The sequence below is a fragment of the Glutamicibacter protophormiae genome (assembly GCF_016894325.1).
GTDB classification, from domain to species: Bacteria; Actinomycetota; Actinomycetes; order Actinomycetales; family Micrococcaceae; genus Glutamicibacter; species Glutamicibacter protophormiae.
The window spans coordinates 2,427,727-2,444,317 of sequence record NZ_CP069806.1 but is presented as its reverse complement, the minus strand read 5'-3'; the positions used below and the strand labels follow the sequence as shown (position 1 = coordinate 2,444,317).

At 68.3% G+C, this 16,591-nt stretch carries 14 protein-coding genes; 4 read left to right on the top strand and 10 right to left on the bottom strand.

Annotated elements, in window-relative coordinates:
• Positions 1-86 precede the first annotated feature (86 nt).
• From JQN66_RS11305 to JQN66_RS11295, 3 genes are all read right to left on the bottom strand, one after another.
• Positions 87-1,193 (bottom strand): Mrp/NBP35 family ATP-binding protein, encoded by a 1,107-nt coding sequence (locus JQN66_RS11305; RefSeq protein ID WP_204675048.1) that lies wholly within the window; start codon positions 1,191-1,193, stop codon positions 87-89.
• A 2-nt stretch (positions 1,194-1,195) separates the two neighbouring features.
• Positions 1,196-1,798 (bottom strand): DUF1003 domain-containing protein, encoded by a 603-nt coding sequence (locus JQN66_RS11300; RefSeq protein WP_188946590.1) that lies wholly within the window; start codon positions 1,796-1,798, stop codon positions 1,196-1,198.
• Positions 1,799-1,885: 87 nt separating this feature from the next.
• Positions 1,886-3,136, bottom strand: coding sequence for a magnesium transporter MgtE N-terminal domain-containing protein (locus JQN66_RS11295; RefSeq protein WP_188946591.1), 1,251 nt, complete (start codon positions 3,134-3,136; stop codon positions 1,886-1,888).
• A 131-nt stretch (positions 3,137-3,267) separates the two neighbouring features.
• On the opposite strand from JQN66_RS11295, the gene JQN66_RS11290 reads away from it, so the two are divergent.
• Positions 3,268-4,146, top strand: coding sequence for a YflT domain-containing protein (locus tag JQN66_RS11290; protein WP_204675046.1), 879 nt, complete (start codon positions 3,268-3,270; stop codon positions 4,144-4,146).
• 83 nt (positions 4,147-4,229) lie between these two features.
• Here the strand turns inward: JQN66_RS11290 and JQN66_RS11285 are convergent, their stop codons facing one another.
• The gene (locus JQN66_RS11285) at positions 4,230-5,777 is read right to left on the bottom strand and encodes an aminopeptidase P family protein (RefSeq protein WP_204675044.1); all 1,548 of its coding nucleotides are present in this window, start codon (positions 5,775-5,777) and stop codon (positions 4,230-4,232) included.
• Between the two features lie 68 nt (positions 5,778-5,845).
• Here JQN66_RS11285 and JQN66_RS11280 point away from each other — a divergent pair, with 68 nt between their 5' ends.
• Positions 5,846-6,697: a PHP domain-containing protein gene (locus JQN66_RS11280; protein WP_204675042.1), complete on the top strand. Its 852-nt coding sequence runs from the start codon at positions 5,846-5,848 to the stop codon at positions 6,695-6,697.
• Here the strand turns inward: JQN66_RS11280 and JQN66_RS11275 are convergent.
• The 6 genes from JQN66_RS11275 to JQN66_RS11250 form a co-directional block, all read right to left on the bottom strand.
• Positions 6,694-7,536: a DNA-methyltransferase gene (locus JQN66_RS11275; protein ID WP_188946959.1), complete on the bottom strand. Its 843-nt coding sequence runs from the start codon at positions 7,534-7,536 to the stop codon at positions 6,694-6,696. The two genes, JQN66_RS11280 and JQN66_RS11275, sit on opposite strands and share 4 nt — an antisense overlap.
• 152 nt (positions 7,537-7,688) lie before the next feature.
• Complete coding sequence (locus JQN66_RS11270; RefSeq protein WP_204675040.1) at positions 7,689-9,335, bottom strand: DEAD/DEAH box helicase; 1,647 nt, start codon at positions 9,333-9,335, stop codon at positions 7,689-7,691.
• 259 nt (positions 9,336-9,594) lie between these two features.
• Entirely contained in the window at positions 9,595-11,061 is a 1,467-nt protein-coding gene (locus JQN66_RS11265) for an RNB domain-containing ribonuclease (RefSeq protein WP_204675038.1), read from the bottom strand.
• Positions 11,062-11,243: 182 nt separating this feature from the next.
• A complete protein-coding gene (locus JQN66_RS11260) occupies positions 11,244-11,465 on the bottom strand; it encodes a DUF3107 domain-containing protein (protein WP_204675036.1) in 222 nt (73 codons plus the stop codon).
• 65 nt (positions 11,466-11,530) lie between these two features.
• On the bottom strand, positions 11,531-12,154 hold the full coding sequence (locus JQN66_RS11255) for a TetR/AcrR family transcriptional regulator (RefSeq protein ID WP_204675034.1): 624 nt from the start codon (positions 12,152-12,154) through the stop codon (positions 11,531-11,533).
• 138 nt (positions 12,155-12,292) lie between these two features.
• Positions 12,293-13,606 carry a glutamyl-tRNA reductase gene (locus tag JQN66_RS11250; RefSeq protein ID WP_204675032.1) on the bottom strand — a complete coding sequence of 438 codons (1,314 nt, stop codon included), beginning with the start codon at positions 13,604-13,606 and terminating at the stop codon, positions 12,293-12,295.
• Between the two features lie 145 nt (positions 13,607-13,751).
• Between JQN66_RS11250 and hemE the strand changes: the two genes are divergently transcribed.
• Together hemE and hemG are read left to right on the top strand one after the other, a co-directional pair.
• Complete coding sequence (hemE, locus tag JQN66_RS11245; RefSeq protein ID WP_188946601.1) at positions 13,752-14,807, top strand: uroporphyrinogen decarboxylase; 1,056 nt, start codon at positions 13,752-13,754, stop codon at positions 14,805-14,807.
• A 116-nt stretch (positions 14,808-14,923) separates the two neighbouring features.
• The gene (gene hemG / locus JQN66_RS11240; protein WP_204675031.1) at positions 14,924-16,510 is read left to right on the top strand and encodes a protoporphyrinogen oxidase; all 1,587 of its coding nucleotides are present in this window, start codon (positions 14,924-14,926) and stop codon (positions 16,508-16,510) included.
• The last annotated feature ends 81 nt before the right edge of the window (positions 16,511-16,591 follow it).

Sequence of the window (16,591 nt, the reverse complement as noted above, 5' to 3'; positions counted from 1 at the left end):
AGAACTGCAGAGCCGGGGATCTGTTTTGCACCAGCCGGGGCCGCGGAGTGGCCGGGCCGGATGGTCCGGGGGACGGCGCCCGGCTGCTATTGGAGGGACATGGGCAGGTTGCGTCCGGCCAAGCCGCGGGGGCGCTGGCCCAGCGAATCGGCCAGTGCGCTCAACTCGATGGCAGCCCGGGAGCCCGGGGCGGAGAGCACTACTGGGATTCCCTTGTCCGATCCTTCGCGCAGTGCTTCCTCCAGCGGCAGCTGAGCCATCAGCGGCACCGGGTAGCCCAGCTGCGTGCCCAGCGACTGACTGAGCTTGGCGCCGCCGCCGGAGCCGAAGATCTCCATCTTGCTGCCGTCGGGCGTCCGCAGGTGGCTCATGTTCTCCACCACGCCGATGACCTTCTGCTTGGTCTGCAGCGCAATCGTTCCGGCGCGCTCGGCCACCTCGGTGGCGGTGGACTGCGGGGTGGTGATGACCAGCAGTTCGCTGTTGGGCAGCAGCTGGGACACGGAGATCGCGATGTCCCCGGTGCCGGGCGGCAAATCCAGGAACAGGAAGTCCAGGTCCCCGAAGTACACGTCGGACAGGAACTGCTCCAACGCGCGGTGCAGCATGGGCCCGCGCCAGATCACCGGCTGGTTGGAATCCAGGAACATGCCGATGGAGATGACCTTCACGCCGTGCGCCACCGGCGGCAGGATCATGTCGTCCACGCGCGTGGGGTTCTGCTTGATTCCCATCAGCGAGGGGATGGAAAAGCCGTGCACGTCCGCGTCGATCAACCCCACCTTGAAGCCGCGGGCGGCCAGCGCGACGGACAGGTTGGCGGTGATGGAGGACTTACCCACCCCGCCCTTGCCGCTGGCCACCGCGATGACGCGGGTCAGCGAGGCCGGGTCGGAGAACGGGGTGCGTCGGCTGGCCAGCTGTTCGCGCAGGGCCGCACGCTGCTGCGGATCCATCACGTCCAGGGCCACCTCGACCTGTTCCACCCCGTGCAGCGTCAGCAAAGCCGCGCGCACGTCCGCTTCGATGGTGGAGCGCAGCGGGCACCCGGCGATGCTCAGCAGGATGGTGACCTCGGCACGGGTGCCGTCGAGCCTGGCGTCGCCGACCATGCCCAGCTCGGTGATGGGACGGCGCAGTTCCGGGTCGATGACCGAGTCCAGCGCCCTGAGCAGTGCTTCGTTCGAACTCACGACTAGTTGTTCTTTCGGTTGGAATTCTGGCCCGGCTGCACCGTCTCGATGAGTCCGGTCTGCGGATTGCCGCCCTTGGACTTGCGCTTGGCGCGCAGGTTCAGCTCTTCGCCGTCGGTGGTCTCCAGCAGCTCCTCCAGCACGTTGCGCAGCTCCGAGCGCACATAGTCGCGCGTGGCGACGTCGCGCAGCGCCAGGCGCAGGCTGGCCAGCTCGCGGGTGAGGTATTCGGTGTCGTAGAGGTTGCGTTCGGCACGGGCGCGGTCCTCGGACAGCGACACGCGGTCGCGGTCGTCCTGGCGGTTCTGCGCCAGCAGCAGCAGCGGCGCGGCGTAGGAGGCCTGCAGCGAGAGCATCAGGGTCAGCGCGGTGAAGCCGATGGAGGCGTCGTCGAAGCGCCAGGCCACCGGGGCGATGGAATTCCAGATCAGCCAGAACGCGCAGAAGATCGTCATGTAGACCAGGAACTGCGGGGTGCCCATGAAACGGGCGAACTTCTCGGTGGTGGAACCGAACGCGTCCGGGTCGGGGGAGAACTTAGGCCAGAAGCGTTGGCGTGCTGCAAGGGGAGTATCCAGGCCACTGGTCTTGCGCTGTTCAGCCATGGTGGCGAACTCCTTTGCTACTGATCGATGCGGTGCGGCCCGGGCTGCGCCGGGGCCGGGCGAACCGGCGGACCGGTTCCAAAGTTCTTAGTCCTGCGAACGCCAATCGTCGGGCAGGATGTGGTCGAGCACGTCGTCCACGGTGATCGCCCCGACCAGGCGGCCTTCCTTGTTGGTCACCCCGACGCTGGTCAGGTTGTAGGTGGCCAGGTGGCGCACGACCTCGGAAATGTTCGCAAGGTCGGACATGGGCTCCAGCTCGGTGTCCAGGATGTCGCCCAGCGGCTCGGGCGGCGCGGCGCGCAGCAGCGCCTGGATATGCACCTGGCCCAGGTAGCGCCCGGTGGGGGTCTCCAGCGGCGGGCGCACCACGTAGACGGTGGAGGCCAGGGCGGGGGAGAGCTCCTCCATGCGCACCGAGGCCAGCGCCTCGGCGACGGTGGATTCGGGGGTGAGGATCACCGGGACCGGGGTCATCACCGAGCCGGCGGTGCCCTCCGGGTAGGCCAGCAGGCGGCGCACGTCCTTGGCCTCCTCTTCGTTCATGAGCTCCAGCAGCTGGTGCTTGGTTTCCTCGGAGACCTCGGAAAGCAGGTCGGCGGCGTCGTCCGGGTCCATTTCCTCCAGCACGTCGGCGGCGCGCTCCAGGCCCAGGGCGGAGAGAATCTCCACCTGTTCGCGGTCCGGCAGCTCCTGCAGCACGTCGGCCAGGCGCTCGTCCTGCAGATGCGCTGCGATTTCCAGGCGGCGCTTCTCATTCATCTCGTGCAACGCGTCGGCGAAGTCGGCGGCCTTCATGTCGTCGTGCGTAGCCACGAAGTTGTCCGCGGACTGCGGTTCGCTCTGGTTGCCGTGGCTGACGTCCTCCCAGGAAACCAGCACCTTGTCGCGCTTGCGGCTGCGCAACCCGAGCAACCCCGGGGTGGCGACCCCGCGCTGCACGTAGTACTGGTTGATCTCCCAGTCGCCACGGCGGGTCTGGGCCAGGCCGACATCCTCGATGACGCCGCGGCCGGAGCCGTCGGTGAAGGTGATGGTGCGGTCGAAGAGCTCGGCCACGACCAGCAGCTCCTGGCCGCGCTGCTGGAAGCGGCGCATGTTGACCAGGCCCGAGCAGATGATCTGCGTGGATTCCATGGACTGGATGCGGGTCATGGGCACGAAGACGCGGCGCTTTCCGGGGACCTCGACCACGACGCCGACGCAGGCCGGCGGCTTCTTGGGCCCGCGGGAGACCACGACGACGTCTCGCAAGCGTCCCAGACGGTCGCCCAAGGGGTCGAAGACGTCCAGCCCGAGCAGCCGGGCGACGAAGATTTTAGACACTTGTGAGTTCACCCTTCTAGATTATCGTGCCCGGTGCGTTCGCGCGGTGCGCGGTGACACATCCGGGGATGGATTCTTTCGCCCTCAGTGATCCGGGCTTCACAACTGGGTGCAAACACAGCATGACCGTGCACAATATAGATATGACCTCGCCACAAGGAGTAAATTCGATCAGCACCAACGGCTTGCCGCGCGGCGAGCTGCTGGGGCGCTACACCAGCTACCTCGACGCCCAGAAGCTCGTGGACTACCTGGCCGACAACAACTTCCCGGTGGCCTCCGTGACCATCGTGGGCAACGACGTGCGCACCGTGGAACGCGTGACCGCCAAGCTGTCCTACCCGAAGGTCGCATTGGCCGGGGCCGCGCAGGGCGCCATGATGGGCCTGTTCGTCGGTTTGCTGCTCTCGCTGTTCGGCGGCGGCAACGGCGTCTACCAGATCCTCTCCGCCATCGGCCTGGGCATGGCCATCTGGATGATCGCCGGCGTGATCAGCTACTCGACCCGTCGCGGAAAGCGCGACTTCGCTTCCTCCAGCCAGTTCGTGGCCACCAGCTTCGACGTGGTGGTTGACTTCGAGAATGCGCAGGCCGCCCGCCAGCTCGCGTCCAAGCTGCCGATGCGTCCGCACGCCTCGGCACCGAATGTCCCGATGCAGCAGCCTCCGGCCTCCGTCCCGACCCAGCCTGCGGCCCCGGCACAGGCTCCGGGGGCCGCGCTGCAGCCAGCCCCGGCGTCGACCGAGGCCCCGAGCAGCCAGTTCACGGACCTTCCGGACGGACGCCCGCGCTACGGCGTGCGCGTGCAGGCCGCGCCAACGGCGCCGGCCGAACAGCCAGCCGGCACCGAGCAGCAGGCGGCGGCCCCACCGGCCCGGGACCTGTCCGAGGTCGAGCCGACGGTTGAGATCGGCCGCAGCCAGGTCCGCGAACAGCCCGAGGACGAGCAGCCCGCCGCCGACCAGCCGCAGAAGCCAGCTTCGAGCGCTCCGGAAGACGCCGGCCAGGACAAGAACTCCTAGCCGCCGCCGGCAGCGCAAAAACCGCTGGCCTTCATCCAACCCCTCGGGGCGATGAAGGCCAGCGGTTTTTAAAACCGGTACGGCTAGCTGCGCAGCTTGGCCATCCAGGCTTCGACGTTGTCGGCGGTGCGCGGCAGCGCCGCGCTCAGCGACTCGCCGCCGGTGGCGGTGACCAGGATGTCGTCCTCGATGCGCACGCCGATGCCGCGGTATTCCTGGGGGATCGCCAGGTCCTCGTTCTTGAAGTACAGGCCCGGCTCGATGGTGAAGACCATGCCCTCTTCCAGCTCGGCGTCCAGGTACAGCTCGGCGCGGGCCTGGGCGCAGTCGTGCACGTCCAAGCCCAGATGGTGGCTGGTGCCGTGCGGCATCCAGCGCCGGTGCTGCTGTCCCTCGGGGCTCATGGCCTCCTCGACGGAAACCGGCAGGATGCCCCACTCGGACAGGCGTTCGGCCAGCACGCGGGTGGCGATCTGGTGCAGGTCGCGGAACTTCAGGCCCGGCTTGACCGCGGCGAAGGCGGCGTCGGCGGCGTCCAGCACGGCCTCGTAGACGCGGCGCTGCACCTCGGTGTACTTCCCGGACACCGGAAGGGAGCGGGTGATGTCCGCGGTGTACAGCGAGTCGGCTTCCACGCCGGCGTCCAGCAGCAGCACTTCGCCCTCGTTCACGGCCCCGTTGTTGCGGATCCAGTGCAGGATGGTGGCGTTGTTGCCGCAGGCCGCGATGGTGTCGTAGCCCAGATCGTTGCCTTCCAGGCGGGCGCGGGCGAAGAACGAGCCTTCGACGATGCGTTCGCCGCGGTCGTGGGCGATGGCCGCATCCAGGCTGCGCACCACGTCTTCGAAGCCGTTGATGGTGGCGGCCACGGACTTGCGCAGCTCGGCGATCTCGTACTCGTCCTTGACCAGGCGCAGCTCGGAGAGGAACTCGGCCAGCTCGTTGTCCAGCGCGTCGGAGGCCTCCAGATCCTGGGAGGTGTTGATGCGGCTGGTGTCCACCAGCGCCTCGACGTTCAGGTCCACCTGGCGCACCAGACGGATGCGGATGCCGCCCATGGCCTGCGGGCCGGAGTTCTTGGTGATCGCCAGTTCCAGCTGCTCCAGCGAGTCGGTGGGCATGCCGGTGCGGGCGGACATGGTGCTCAGCGTCGGGCGCGGGCCCACCCAGAACTCGCCGGAGCGCGAATCCAGGTAGAAGTCCGAGGAATCGCGGCCGGCCATCGGGGCGAAGTACAAGGTGGCCGCGTGGTTGCTGCCGTTGTCTCCGGCGCCGTCGTCGGTCGGCTCCATGATCAGCACGGCATCCGGCTCATGGTCGACGCCCAGGCCGGTGAGGTGGGCGAAGGCCGAGTGCGGGCGGAAGCGGTAGTCGGTGTCATTCGTGCGGACCTTCAGCGGGCCCGCGGGGATGACCAGCCGCTCGCCCGGGTAGGCGGCGGAGAGCTTGGCGCGGCGGGCGGCGGCGTAGCCGGCGGACGGATCGGCGTCCGGCAGCTGCGAGGTGTCGGCGGCCCAGTTCGAGGCCATGAACTGCTTGAATGATTCGGAAGTCGGACGCTGCGAACGGTTGTTCACGCGGTCTTCCAATGGCTGGTCGCTGCCCGAAGGCGATGAAACTTGATTGGTCATACATTCCAGTGTGTCACCATCAGCTCTGCGCCGCCAAAGAACGTGCGCACTTCGATATTCTAGAGAGTATGCGAATCGACCTGCACACCCATTCCAACGTTTCCGACGGCACGGAAACTCCGGCCGAGCTGATCGCCGCGGCGGCCGCGGCGGGGCTGGATGTGGTGGCGCTGACCGACCACGACCAGACCACCGGCTGGGCCGCGGCGCGCGCCAAGGCCGCGGAACTGGGGATCGGCTTCGTTCCCGGCATGGAGATCACCTGCCAGGATTCGCACGGGATCAGCGTGCACCTGCTGTCCTACCTGCACGACCCGGCCTATCAGCCGCTGCTCGACGAGCTGGCGGTGGCGCTGAATTCGCGGATCGTGCGCGCCCAGCGCATCGTGGAGCGGCTGGCGGAGGACTACCCGATCAGCTGGGAGCTGGTCGCCGAGCACTGCCAGCCGGGTTCCACGGTGGGCCGCCCGCATATCGCGGACGCGCTGGTGGCCGCCGGGGTGGTGGCGCACCGCAACGAGGCGTTCGCCAACATCCTGTCCTCGCGCTCGCGCTACTACGTGTCGCATCCTGCCATCAACCCCGCCGCGGCGGTGCGCCTGGTGCGCGAGGCCGGCGGCGTGCCGGTGTTCGCCCACCCGAAGGCCTCGCTGCGCGGCCGGGTGGTGCCCGATTCCACGATCCACGAGATGATCGAGGCAGGGCTGGCCGGGGTGGAAGTCTACCACCGCGACAACTCCGCGCAGGGCAAGGAGCAGCTGCTGGCGCTGGCCAAGGAGCACGACCTGATCGTCACCGGGTCCTCGGACTACCACGGCACCGGAAAACTGAACCGGCTCGGCGAGAATCTCACCGAGCCGGACATGTTGGAGCGCATCCTGGCGCAGGGCACCGGGATCAGCGCCCAGCTGCTGCGCTAGCCGCCGGTCCGCGGCTCCGGGGCGGGCGAGCCGTCCAGTGTGGCGAACGCCGTGCCCTCGGGCAGCCTGGCGTGCATGACCTCGATGGCCTGCGTGTTCTGGTCGATCAGCACGAAGCGCCGCTCCATCTTGGCGGCCACCGCGCCGGTGGTGCCGGAGCCCGCGAAGAAATCCAGCACCCAGTCGCCGGGGCGCGAGGAGGCCGCGACGATGCGCCGCAGGATGCCCTCGGGCTTCTGCGTGGGGTAGCCGGTCTTCTCCTTGCCGGTGGGGGAGACGATGGTATGCCACCACACGTCGGTGGGCAGCTTGCCCTTCTCCCGCTTTTCCGGGGTCACCAGGCCGGGGGCCATGTAGGGCTCGCGGTCGACTTCCGTCGAATCGAAGTGGTACTTCTTCGGGTTCTTCACGTAGACCAGGATGGTGTCGTGCTTGGCCGGCCAGCGGCTCTTGGCCCGCGCCCCGTAGTCGTAGGCCCAGATCAGTTCGTTCAGGAAGCACTCGCGGCCGAAGATCGAATCCAGCAGCACCTTGACGTAGTGCACTTCCCGGTAGTCCAGATGGACGTAGAGGGTGCCGTCCTCGGCCAGCAGCCGGTAGGCCTGAAGCAGGCGCGGCTCGATGAAGCTCAGGTAGTCGTCGAAGCTGTCGTGGTAGGAGCGCGACTGGCCGATCTCCGCCGTATAGCTGCGGCCCTTGAACCCCACGTGGGTGCCTTCGCCCTCTTCGGCGCGGACCATGGTGCGTTCGGCACGGGTCTGCTTGCGTCCGGTGTTGAACGGCGGATCCACGTAGATCAGCGTGAAGCTTTCGTCGGGCAGGGTTGCAAGCACCGTCATGTTGTCGCCGTGGAACACGGTGTTGCCCGCGGCCGGGGCGCTCACCGGGGAACCGGAGAGCGCCGCGGCCGCGGACAGGGTTGAATCTTCAGGTTGTGCGAGCACCTGGGTACTGAATCCTTTCGGAGTGCTGAGGGCTGCGGATCACGGGACTAGTCCTGCGAGCCGGCCTCGCCGCTTCCACCGGTGCGGCGGCGCGGACGGCGCCGGCGCGGCTTGGAGGTGTCCTGCGCTGCACCGTCCTCGCCGGAGACGCGGGATTCGCGGTGGCGCTCGGCCTCGCGGGACGGCCGGTCCTGGCGGCCCTTGGAATGCCCGTGGCGCGCCCCGGCCTGCTCCTCGGCTCCGGAGTCCTGCTGCCCGCCGCGCTCCTGGCTCTGGCCGTTCACGGTGCGGGTGCGGGTGCGTGACCCGCTGCGGCGGCGTGGGGTGCGTTCGCGGTTCTCACGCGGTTCCCGGGAGGAGGACTCGCGCGGCGAGCCGTCGCCCTCGGCGGCAGCGGACTTCTTGGCGCGCGGCAGGCGGCCCTTGGTGCCCTTGGGGATGTCCAGATCGGTGAAGAAGTGCGGCGAGGAAGAGTAGGTTTCCACCGGTTCCGGGACGCTCAGGCCCAGGGCCTTGTTGATCAGCGACCAGCGCGGCACCGAATCCCAGTCCACGAAGGTCACCGCGGTGCCGTTGTTGCCGGCGCGGCCGGTGCGGCCCACGCGGTGCAGGTAGGTGTTCTCGTCGTCCGGGCACTGCAGGTTCACCACGTGGGTGACGTCGTCCACGTCGATGCCGCGGGCGGCCACGTCGGTGGCGACCAGGATTTCCACCTTGCCGGAGCGGAACGCCTTCAGCGCCTGTTCGCGGGCGCCCTGGCCCAGGTCGCCGTGCAGCGAGCCGGCGTTGAAGCCGCGGTCGATCAGTTCGTCGGCCATCTTGGCCGCCGAGCGCTTGGTCTGGGTGAAGATGATGGTCTTGCCGCGGCCTTCGGCCTGCAGCAGGCGGGCCACCATCTCATCCTTGTCCAGGTTGTGCGCCCGGTAGACCAGCTGGCGGATGTTGCGCTTGGTCAGCGAGCCGTCGTCGTCCGGATCCTGGGCGCGGATGTGGGTCGGGCGGGACATGTAGCGGCGGGCCATGGTGATCACGGCGCCGGGCATGGTGGCGGAGAAGAGCATGGCCTGGCGGACCGGGGGCAGGGCCGCGAGGATGCGCTCCACGTCGGGCAGGAAGCCCAGGTCCAGCATTTCGTCGGCCTCGTCCAGCACCACTGTCTTGATCTGCTTGAGGTTCAGCACGCGCTGGCGGTTCAGGTCGATCAGGCGGCCCGGGGTGCCGACGATGACGTCGGTGCCGGCCTTCAGCGCGGCGATCTGCTCCTCGTAGGGGCGGCCGCCGTAGATGGTGGTGATCGAGATGTTCGAATGCTTGGAGGCCTGCGCCAGGTCGGCGCCGACCTGGATGGCCAGTTCGCGGGTCGGGGCCACGATCAGCGCCTGCGGGGCGCCGGGGAATTCGAGGTCCTCGTAGCCGGCGTCGCCCTCGCGGATGACGCGCTGCAGGGCCGGGATGCCGAAGCCAAGGGTCTTGCCGGTGCCGGTCTTGGCCTGGCCGATGATGTCATTGCCGCCCAGGGCCACCGGAAGGGTCAGCGCCTGGATGGGGAAGGGGAATTCGATGCCCGCCTCGAGCAGCGAGGCGACGATGTCCTCGCGTACCTTCAGTTCCGCGAAGCTCTGCTTCGGGGCTTCGACGGGGGTGTTCTCTTCCGGGGTGTCGGCAGCTGGTGCCGTTAGCGTCGTGTCGCTCACGATGTCTCTTGTCTCATTTCATGTTGGCTTCCCGGCGGGGTCGACCTGCCCTGCAAATCCAGGGGGTGCGCCCGAAGGGAGGCGGGTCCAGCGGAGCCGATCGCTCGATGCACGCGGGAAGCCCACGGCGGGGTCCTGCGGAATGATGACCGCTGGGAAGTCATCAGGTAACTGGTCTTACTTTCAGCGCTGTGCGATCGGGCATCCTCAGTAGTAATACTGACCAGCATAACTTGTTTGGCCGGAATCCAGCGGTTCGTCAGCCGCGGGAGACTATTTCGAAGTGGATTCGGCGGGTGCGCGGGTCGGCTTCCACGAGCTCGGCGGTCACCAGCGTGCCGGCGTCGGCACGGCCGGTGAAGCTGCCGGTGACCGGCTCGTCGACCAATTGCAGCAGCCCGGGCCGCGGCCGGCCGCTGCCGTTCTCCGCCACGGCCCCGCCCTGCGCGGCGGTGAGCACGATGGCCTGGAACCGCTCGCCGAGCCGGTGCTGCAGGGTGTAGGCCTCCAGCAGGTCCACCGCGGCCCGGGCGACCTTGTTGGCCGCCGCGGAGCTGGCGCGCATGAGTTCCGGAAGCCCGGGCAGGGCCTGTTCCAGCTCTCCGGGCATCGGCTGTCCGGTGGAGAGCAGGTGGCAGGTCAGCAGCACGAAGCGGTCCACCAGGCGGCGCAGCGGGGCAGTGGTGTGCGCATAGGGCGCGGCCAGTGCGGCCTGGACCAGCTCGGATTCGGGCTGGCCGGCGATCACCTGGTAGTCGGCGCCGCGGAAGAGCGAGGCGGCGCGGTGCATGATGACCAGCTGGCGCGGGTCGCCCAGGTCCAGGGCATGCAGGTATTCGCCGTAGCTGGTGTCCTCGGGCCACGGACGGCCCAGCAGCCGGGTCTGCTGCCTGAAGGCCTTCAGGTCCCGCGGGTCCGGCGGCGGCATGGTGCGCAGGATCCCGGTGCCCGCCGTGAGCATCAAGCGGGCCGCGGCGATGCCGGTGAGCAGCGAGATCTGCGCGTTGAATTCCTCCAGCGGCAGCGGGGTGCGGCTGACCAGCTTGTACCCGTCGGACTCCGGCACGATTTCCTGGTCGGGCAGGTTCAGCGAGGCGCCTCCGCGCAGCCGTTCCTGCACCAGCCGGGCCCGGCCGATCTCCGCCAGCAGTGCCAGCTGCTCGTCGTCCTCGCCGGCGTCGATACGCCGCTGGGCGGTGTCGTAGTCCAGCTGCCTGCGGGAACGGATCTGCGAGCGGGTCAGCCGCACCTGGCCCAGGGCCCCGTCGGCATCCAGCGCGATGTGCCAATGGAAGGCCGGCCGGGTGACGTCGGGCAGCAGCGAGCCGCGGTCCTCGGAAATCAGCGGCGGGTACAGGGTGATCTTTCGCTGCGGCAGGTAGAAGGTCTGCCCGCGCTCGCGGGAGACCGCGTCCAGCACGCCGCCGAGCTGGACGAACGCGGGGACGTCGGCGATGGCGTAGTGCACCAGGTAGCCGGCGCTGGCGCGTTCCAGGTACATCGCCTGGTCGAGGTCGGTCGCGCCCGGGGGATCGATGGTGAAGAACGGTAGGTCGGTGTCGTCCGCTTCGGGCTCCGGCAGGGCGTCGACTGCCTGCTGCGCGGCCTGCAGCGTTGCCGCATCGAACTCGCCGGGGACCTCGAACTCTGTTTCCAGCGCGAGAAGCAGTTCGCCGAGGTCGCTCGCGGCCACCTGCCGCGGTGCGTGGATACGTTGTTCGGTCACGGTACGCCGCCTGCCTGTTCCAAGTTGAACCCTCTGCCGGGGTGGTACTACCTCAACCTACACGCCGCAGCCGGGTGCAAACTAGGATCCCGCGGCAACCCGCATTAAAACGCCGCGGCCGGCTCCGCGGGAAGCGGGAGCCGGCCGAAGCGCGGGCAACGCGGCGCGTTGCCGAAAGCCAATTAGTGGGCGAAGCCGACGCGGCGGATTTCCTCCGGGCCGACCTCGATGTAGGCGATGCCAGCGGCCGGCACGAGAACCTCGCGGCCCTTGGGGTCGGTCAGGGACAGCACCGAACCGTCGGCAATTGCCGCAGCAAGCTTCTCGTTGACTTCTGCATTGCTCAGTTCCGACTCGAGTACGACTTCGCGGGCTACGTTCTGAATGCCAATCCGGATTTCCATGATTGTCGTTGATCCTCTCGAAAAATGTGTGCCCTAAAAGAAGGGACCCTCAGCCACTAATCTAGCTACTTTTCCTTGGGGAACTGGGAAATTCCGCGCCAAGCTAAACGCGAGACCAGGTCAACTGCGGTCTGCTGATCCACCGAGTCGTCGCCCGTGGCCCAGTAGCGCGCCGAAACCTGGGACAGGCCGGCCAGCGCGCGTCCGGCCAGCAGGCCTTCGGCCTCGCTTAGTTCGGTGTCCTTGACCACGACCTTGGAAATGGAAGTGGCCAGGTTGTTGTTGAATTCCTCGATGCGCGCGGCGATCAGCGGATCGGAGAGCACATCGGATTCGAAAATCAGGCGGTAGGCCTGCGACTCGCTCTTGATGTACTGGTAATAGGTGTTGATCGTGGCGAAAACGCGCTGCCGGTTGTCGTCCGTGGACTGGATGGCTTCGTCGAGCCGGCGGCTGAAATCCGCCAGATGAGAGTCCAGCAACGCCAGGTAGAGTTCGCGCTTGCCGGGGAAGTGCTGGTACAAAACGGGTTTGGAAACCTTGGCCACGTCGGCGATGTCGTCCATGGAGGCTCCGTGGTATCCGTTGCCGACGAAGACCTCGTGCGCGGCCTGGAGGAGCTGGCGGCGCCGCGCTTCCCGCGGCATTCGCTGCGTTCGATGTCCCTTGAGCGCTTCTGCTTCAGCCATGTCGACCTCGACCTTCCCCCTGTGCAAGGCTCCGCCCACGTCATTGTGGATTTTGAAAATCTTCCGGGAGCCTACTTGCAAGTAGTATTCCACGCATCGCGGTGGAACGGTAACTATGCGGGAGAATTACGGGTGCCGCTACGCGGTGCGCGCGGTGGTGTCCACCGGGCAGGCGGCCGGCGCCGTGGCGCTGGCCGGTGACTCCGGTTCACGCAGTTCCAGGCCGTAGAGGGTCTCCAGCGCGGTGACATAGTCAGCGGTGCGCCCCTCGGAGGCCAGCTCGCGGGCCCGGACGGTGGGAATGTGCAGCAGCTGGCGCATCATGCGGCGCATAGCCAGTTCGACCTCGTCCGCGGCGGCGGTGCAGCCGTGCTGGGCGCGGACGCGGGCGACCTCGGCGTCGAGCACCGCCTTGGTGTGCTGGCGCAGGGCCACGATGGCGAAGTCCGCTTCGCGTTCGCGCTGGGCGGCGGAGAATTCCTTGGCTGCGCTCTTCACGATGCGGCTGGCGGCGTGCACGGCCAGGGCCTGGTCGGTCGGGGCGGCCATGCGCACCGACTCCAGGGTGATCAGCTCGACGTCGGCCATCTCGACCAGTGCCGGATCGAAGTCGTGGGTGAGCGCCATGTCGATGGCGATCAATGGGTGGTTCTTCACGCGAACTGCCTCCAGGGCTTCGCGGTCGAGGCGCTGTCCGCCGCCGGAGCAGCCGACGATGATGTCGGCTTCACGCAGGGCCTGGGGGAGCAGCTCGTCGCTCAACGGGAAGCCGCCGCGCTTGCCGGTGAATTCGGCGGCGCGTCCGGAGCTGGAGTACACGCTGATGCGCTCGACGCCGCGTTCTTTCAGCAGCGCCATGGTGGCGCCGGCGTAGGATCCGGTGCCGAAGAGCACCACGTTCTGGTCGGCCCAGGAGGTCGCCTCGTTGGTGAGCTCCTCGGCCAGGTCCAGGGCGACCGCTACCACGGACTTGCCCTGGGTACCCAGATTGGTGTTGCTGCCGACGTCCTTGGCCGCCCGGGTGGCGTTCTGGAACAGCCGGGTGAGGTTGCTGGTGGTGGTTTTCTCCTGTTGCGCCTGGGCCAGCGCGCGGCGGACCTGGCCGGCGATTTCGCGTTCGCCCACGACGGCTGAGTCCAGTCCGGCGCCCACTGAGAAGAGGTGCTCGATGACCGGGTCGCCCTCCAGGGTCGTCAGCTGGCGGGCCAGGAAATCGGCGCTGAGCGCGGTGGTGGCCGCCAGATGGGACACGAGGTGCTCGGTGGCGTCTTCGACGTGCTCCACGTCCGCGTAGACCTCGAAGCGGTTGCAGGTGGCCAGCACGACGGCGCCATTGATAGCTGCCGAACCGTTAACGGAGGCAGCTGCGAGCCCGCTGGCCGAGGCGCTGATTTGTGCCACGGTCTCAAGGTCGAGCTGCGAATGCGATGCGACAAGAGATAAGAAAACCACAATGTCCCTAGGTTAAGCTCAACGCCCCGGATAAACAACGCAGGTGTGCCTAAGGTCAATCCCCGTCAGACGCTTAATTTCAGCGGAGAGTGAGCATGTGTCCCTCCAAATGGGCTTTAAAGGCAAGAGTTGGCAGAATTGAATCATGACTCTGTCGCAGAACCATCCGATGATCGATGGACGTACCCAAGATTCCGCATTGATTCAGGCCCTGACCGGTCGCGAGCCGTCGCACCATCCGGTGTGGTTCATGCGCCAGGCGGGGCGTTCGCTGCCCGAGTACCTGAAGCTGCGCGAAGGCGTGAGCATGCTCGACTCGTGCCTCGACCCGGCCATGGCAAGTGAGATAACTCTCCAGCCGGTACGCCGCCACAAGGTGGACGCGGGCATCTTCTTCTCCGACATCGTCATCCCGCTGCGCCTGGCCGGCATCGGCGTGGACATCGTCCCGGGCGTCGGCCCGGTGCTGGACACACCGATCCGCACCGCCGAGCAGGTCGCGGCTCTGCCGGAGCTGACCGACGAAGCCCTGGAACCCATCCGCCAGGCAGTGGCCCTGACCGTTGCCGAACTGGGCAGCACCCCGCTGATCGGCTTCGCCGGCGCTCCGTTCACCGTGGCCGCCTACATGGTCGAGGGCAAGCCGAGCCGCGACCACCTGGGCCCGCGCACCATGATGCACGCCGAGCCGGAGGTCTGGGACGCGCTGATGCAGTGGGCCGCCGACGCCTCGGGCAAGTTCCTGCGCGCCCAGGTGGAGGCCGGGGCCTCCGCCGCCCAGCTGTTCGACTCCTGGGCCGGCTCGCTGTCGCTGCCGGACTACCAGAAGTTCGCCGCCCCGTACTCCGCCCGCTCGCTGGACTTCGTGCGCGACCTGGGGGTGCCGCTGATCCACTTCGGCACCGGCACCGGAGAGCTGCTCACCGCCATGCGCGACGTGAACGTGGACACCGTGGGTGTGGACTACCGCATCCCGCTGGGCACCGCGATCGAGCGCCTGGGCCAGGGCGTCTCGGTGCAGGGCAACATCGACCCGGCACTGCTTTCAGCCCCGTGGGAGGTCCTCGAGGCGCATGTGCGCGAGGTCGTCGCCAGCGGCAAGGCCGCGCGCGGGCACGTGGTGAACCTGGGGCACGGCGTTCCGCCGACCACGGATCCGACCGTGCTCACCCGCGTGGTGGAGCTCATCCACTCCCTGTAGCCCGGCAGGACTAAGCTAGGTTTTACAGGCGTCATCGCGGTGGCGGACGCCTCGGGGGCCGACCCCGGGCGTGCGCACCGCAGCAAACGATTCAAAGACAGAAGGTGCATCGGTACGTGAGCAAGGACCAGCGCAGCGAGAACGCGGCGGAAGCCTCGACCCGGACTCCCGCTCCCAAGGCGCGACGAGTCATCGCCTCCGACGCCGCCGCCCACGCGCTGCGCCTGCTGGAAAAGGTGCGCAGCGCCACCGATGCCCAAGCCCACAAGCGCGCCGCCAAGGATGCGCCCGACCCGGCCCCGCATGCTGTAGTGATCGGCGGCGGCGTCGCCGGCCTGGTGGCCGCGCGCGACCTGCGCCAGACCGGGCACCGCGTCACGGTGCTGGAAGCCGCGGACAGCTTCGGCGGGTGCGTGCGCCGCGCCGAGGTCGCCGGCCTGCAGCTGGACGCGGGGGCCGAATCCTTCGCCGTGCGCGGCGGAATCGTCGGCTCCTACCTCGACGAGCTGGACCTCTCCGGCTCCATCGCCGCCACCTCCGGGGCCAGCGCCTGGCTGATCCAGGGCGATGGGGAGAAGATCCTGGCCAACCCGCTGCCCGCGACCTCGCTGATGGGCATCCCCGGCCACGTGCGCACCGACGAGGTGCGCCACATCATCGGCCGCGCCGCCACCGTGCGCGCCGCGGCGGATTTGATCACCCCGATGAGCAAGAAGTGGGCCACCGAGCCGCTGTCGCTGGCCGAGGTGGTGCGCTCGCGCATGGGCCAGGGCGTGCTCGACGAGCTGGTGGCCCCCGTGGTCAACGGCGTGTACTCCACCGATCCGGCGCAGATCGACATCGACGCGGCCGCCCCGGGCCTGCGCGCCGCGCTGCAGTCCACCGGCTCGCTGGCCTGCGCCGTGACCCAGCTGCAGTCCGCCGCCCCGGCCGGATCCCGGGTGGCGGGGCTGGACGGCGGCATGTTCACCATGGTCCAGGCGCTGACCGGCCAGCTGCAGGCCTCCGGGGTGTCGCTGGTGCGCAATTCACCGGTCACCGCGGTCAGCCGCCAGCCGCAGGCCGCGCAGCCCTACACCGTGCACACCCTGGGCCAGGAGCTGAAGGCCGACCGCGTGGTCATCGCGACCCCGGCCGAACCGGCCCTGGGCCTGCTCAATCCGCTGCTGCCGGCCGACGCGCAGATCGCGGGCCACTCCGAGGCCAACGCCATCGCGCTGGTCACCCTCGTGGTGGACAAGCCGGAGCTGGACGAGTCCCCGCGCGGATCAGGCGTGCTGGTCTCGCGCGGCGCCCCGCTGGTGGCCAAGGCGCTGACCCATGCCACCGCCAAGTGGCCGTGGCTGGCCGAGCAGGCAGGGCCGGGCACCCACGTGGTGCGGCTGTCCTTCGGCCGCATCGGGGAGCACGAACCGATCGTCGAATCTGGCGATGACGAGTGGCTCCTCCAGCAGGCGGTCAAAGACGCCTCAAAGATTCTCGGTGTTCAATTGCAGCAGGAAGACGTGCTCGGCAGCGCGGTCTCCCGCTTCAACGACATGGTGCCGCTGCAGGGCGGCGCCGCCGCGCAGCGCCGCGCCAAGGTCCAGCAGGCCCTGGCGGACCTGGACGGCGTGGACGTGGTGGGCGCGTGGCTGGCCGGCACCGGCCTGGCCCGCGTCATCGCCCAGGCCCGCCGCGCGGTGGCCATCAGCGCCCGCTAGCCGCCCCCGCCGACACCAACAGACCCAAGCCAGAACGGCAGATCCAACCCAGATCAGCAGATCCAAGGAGAAACACCAGTG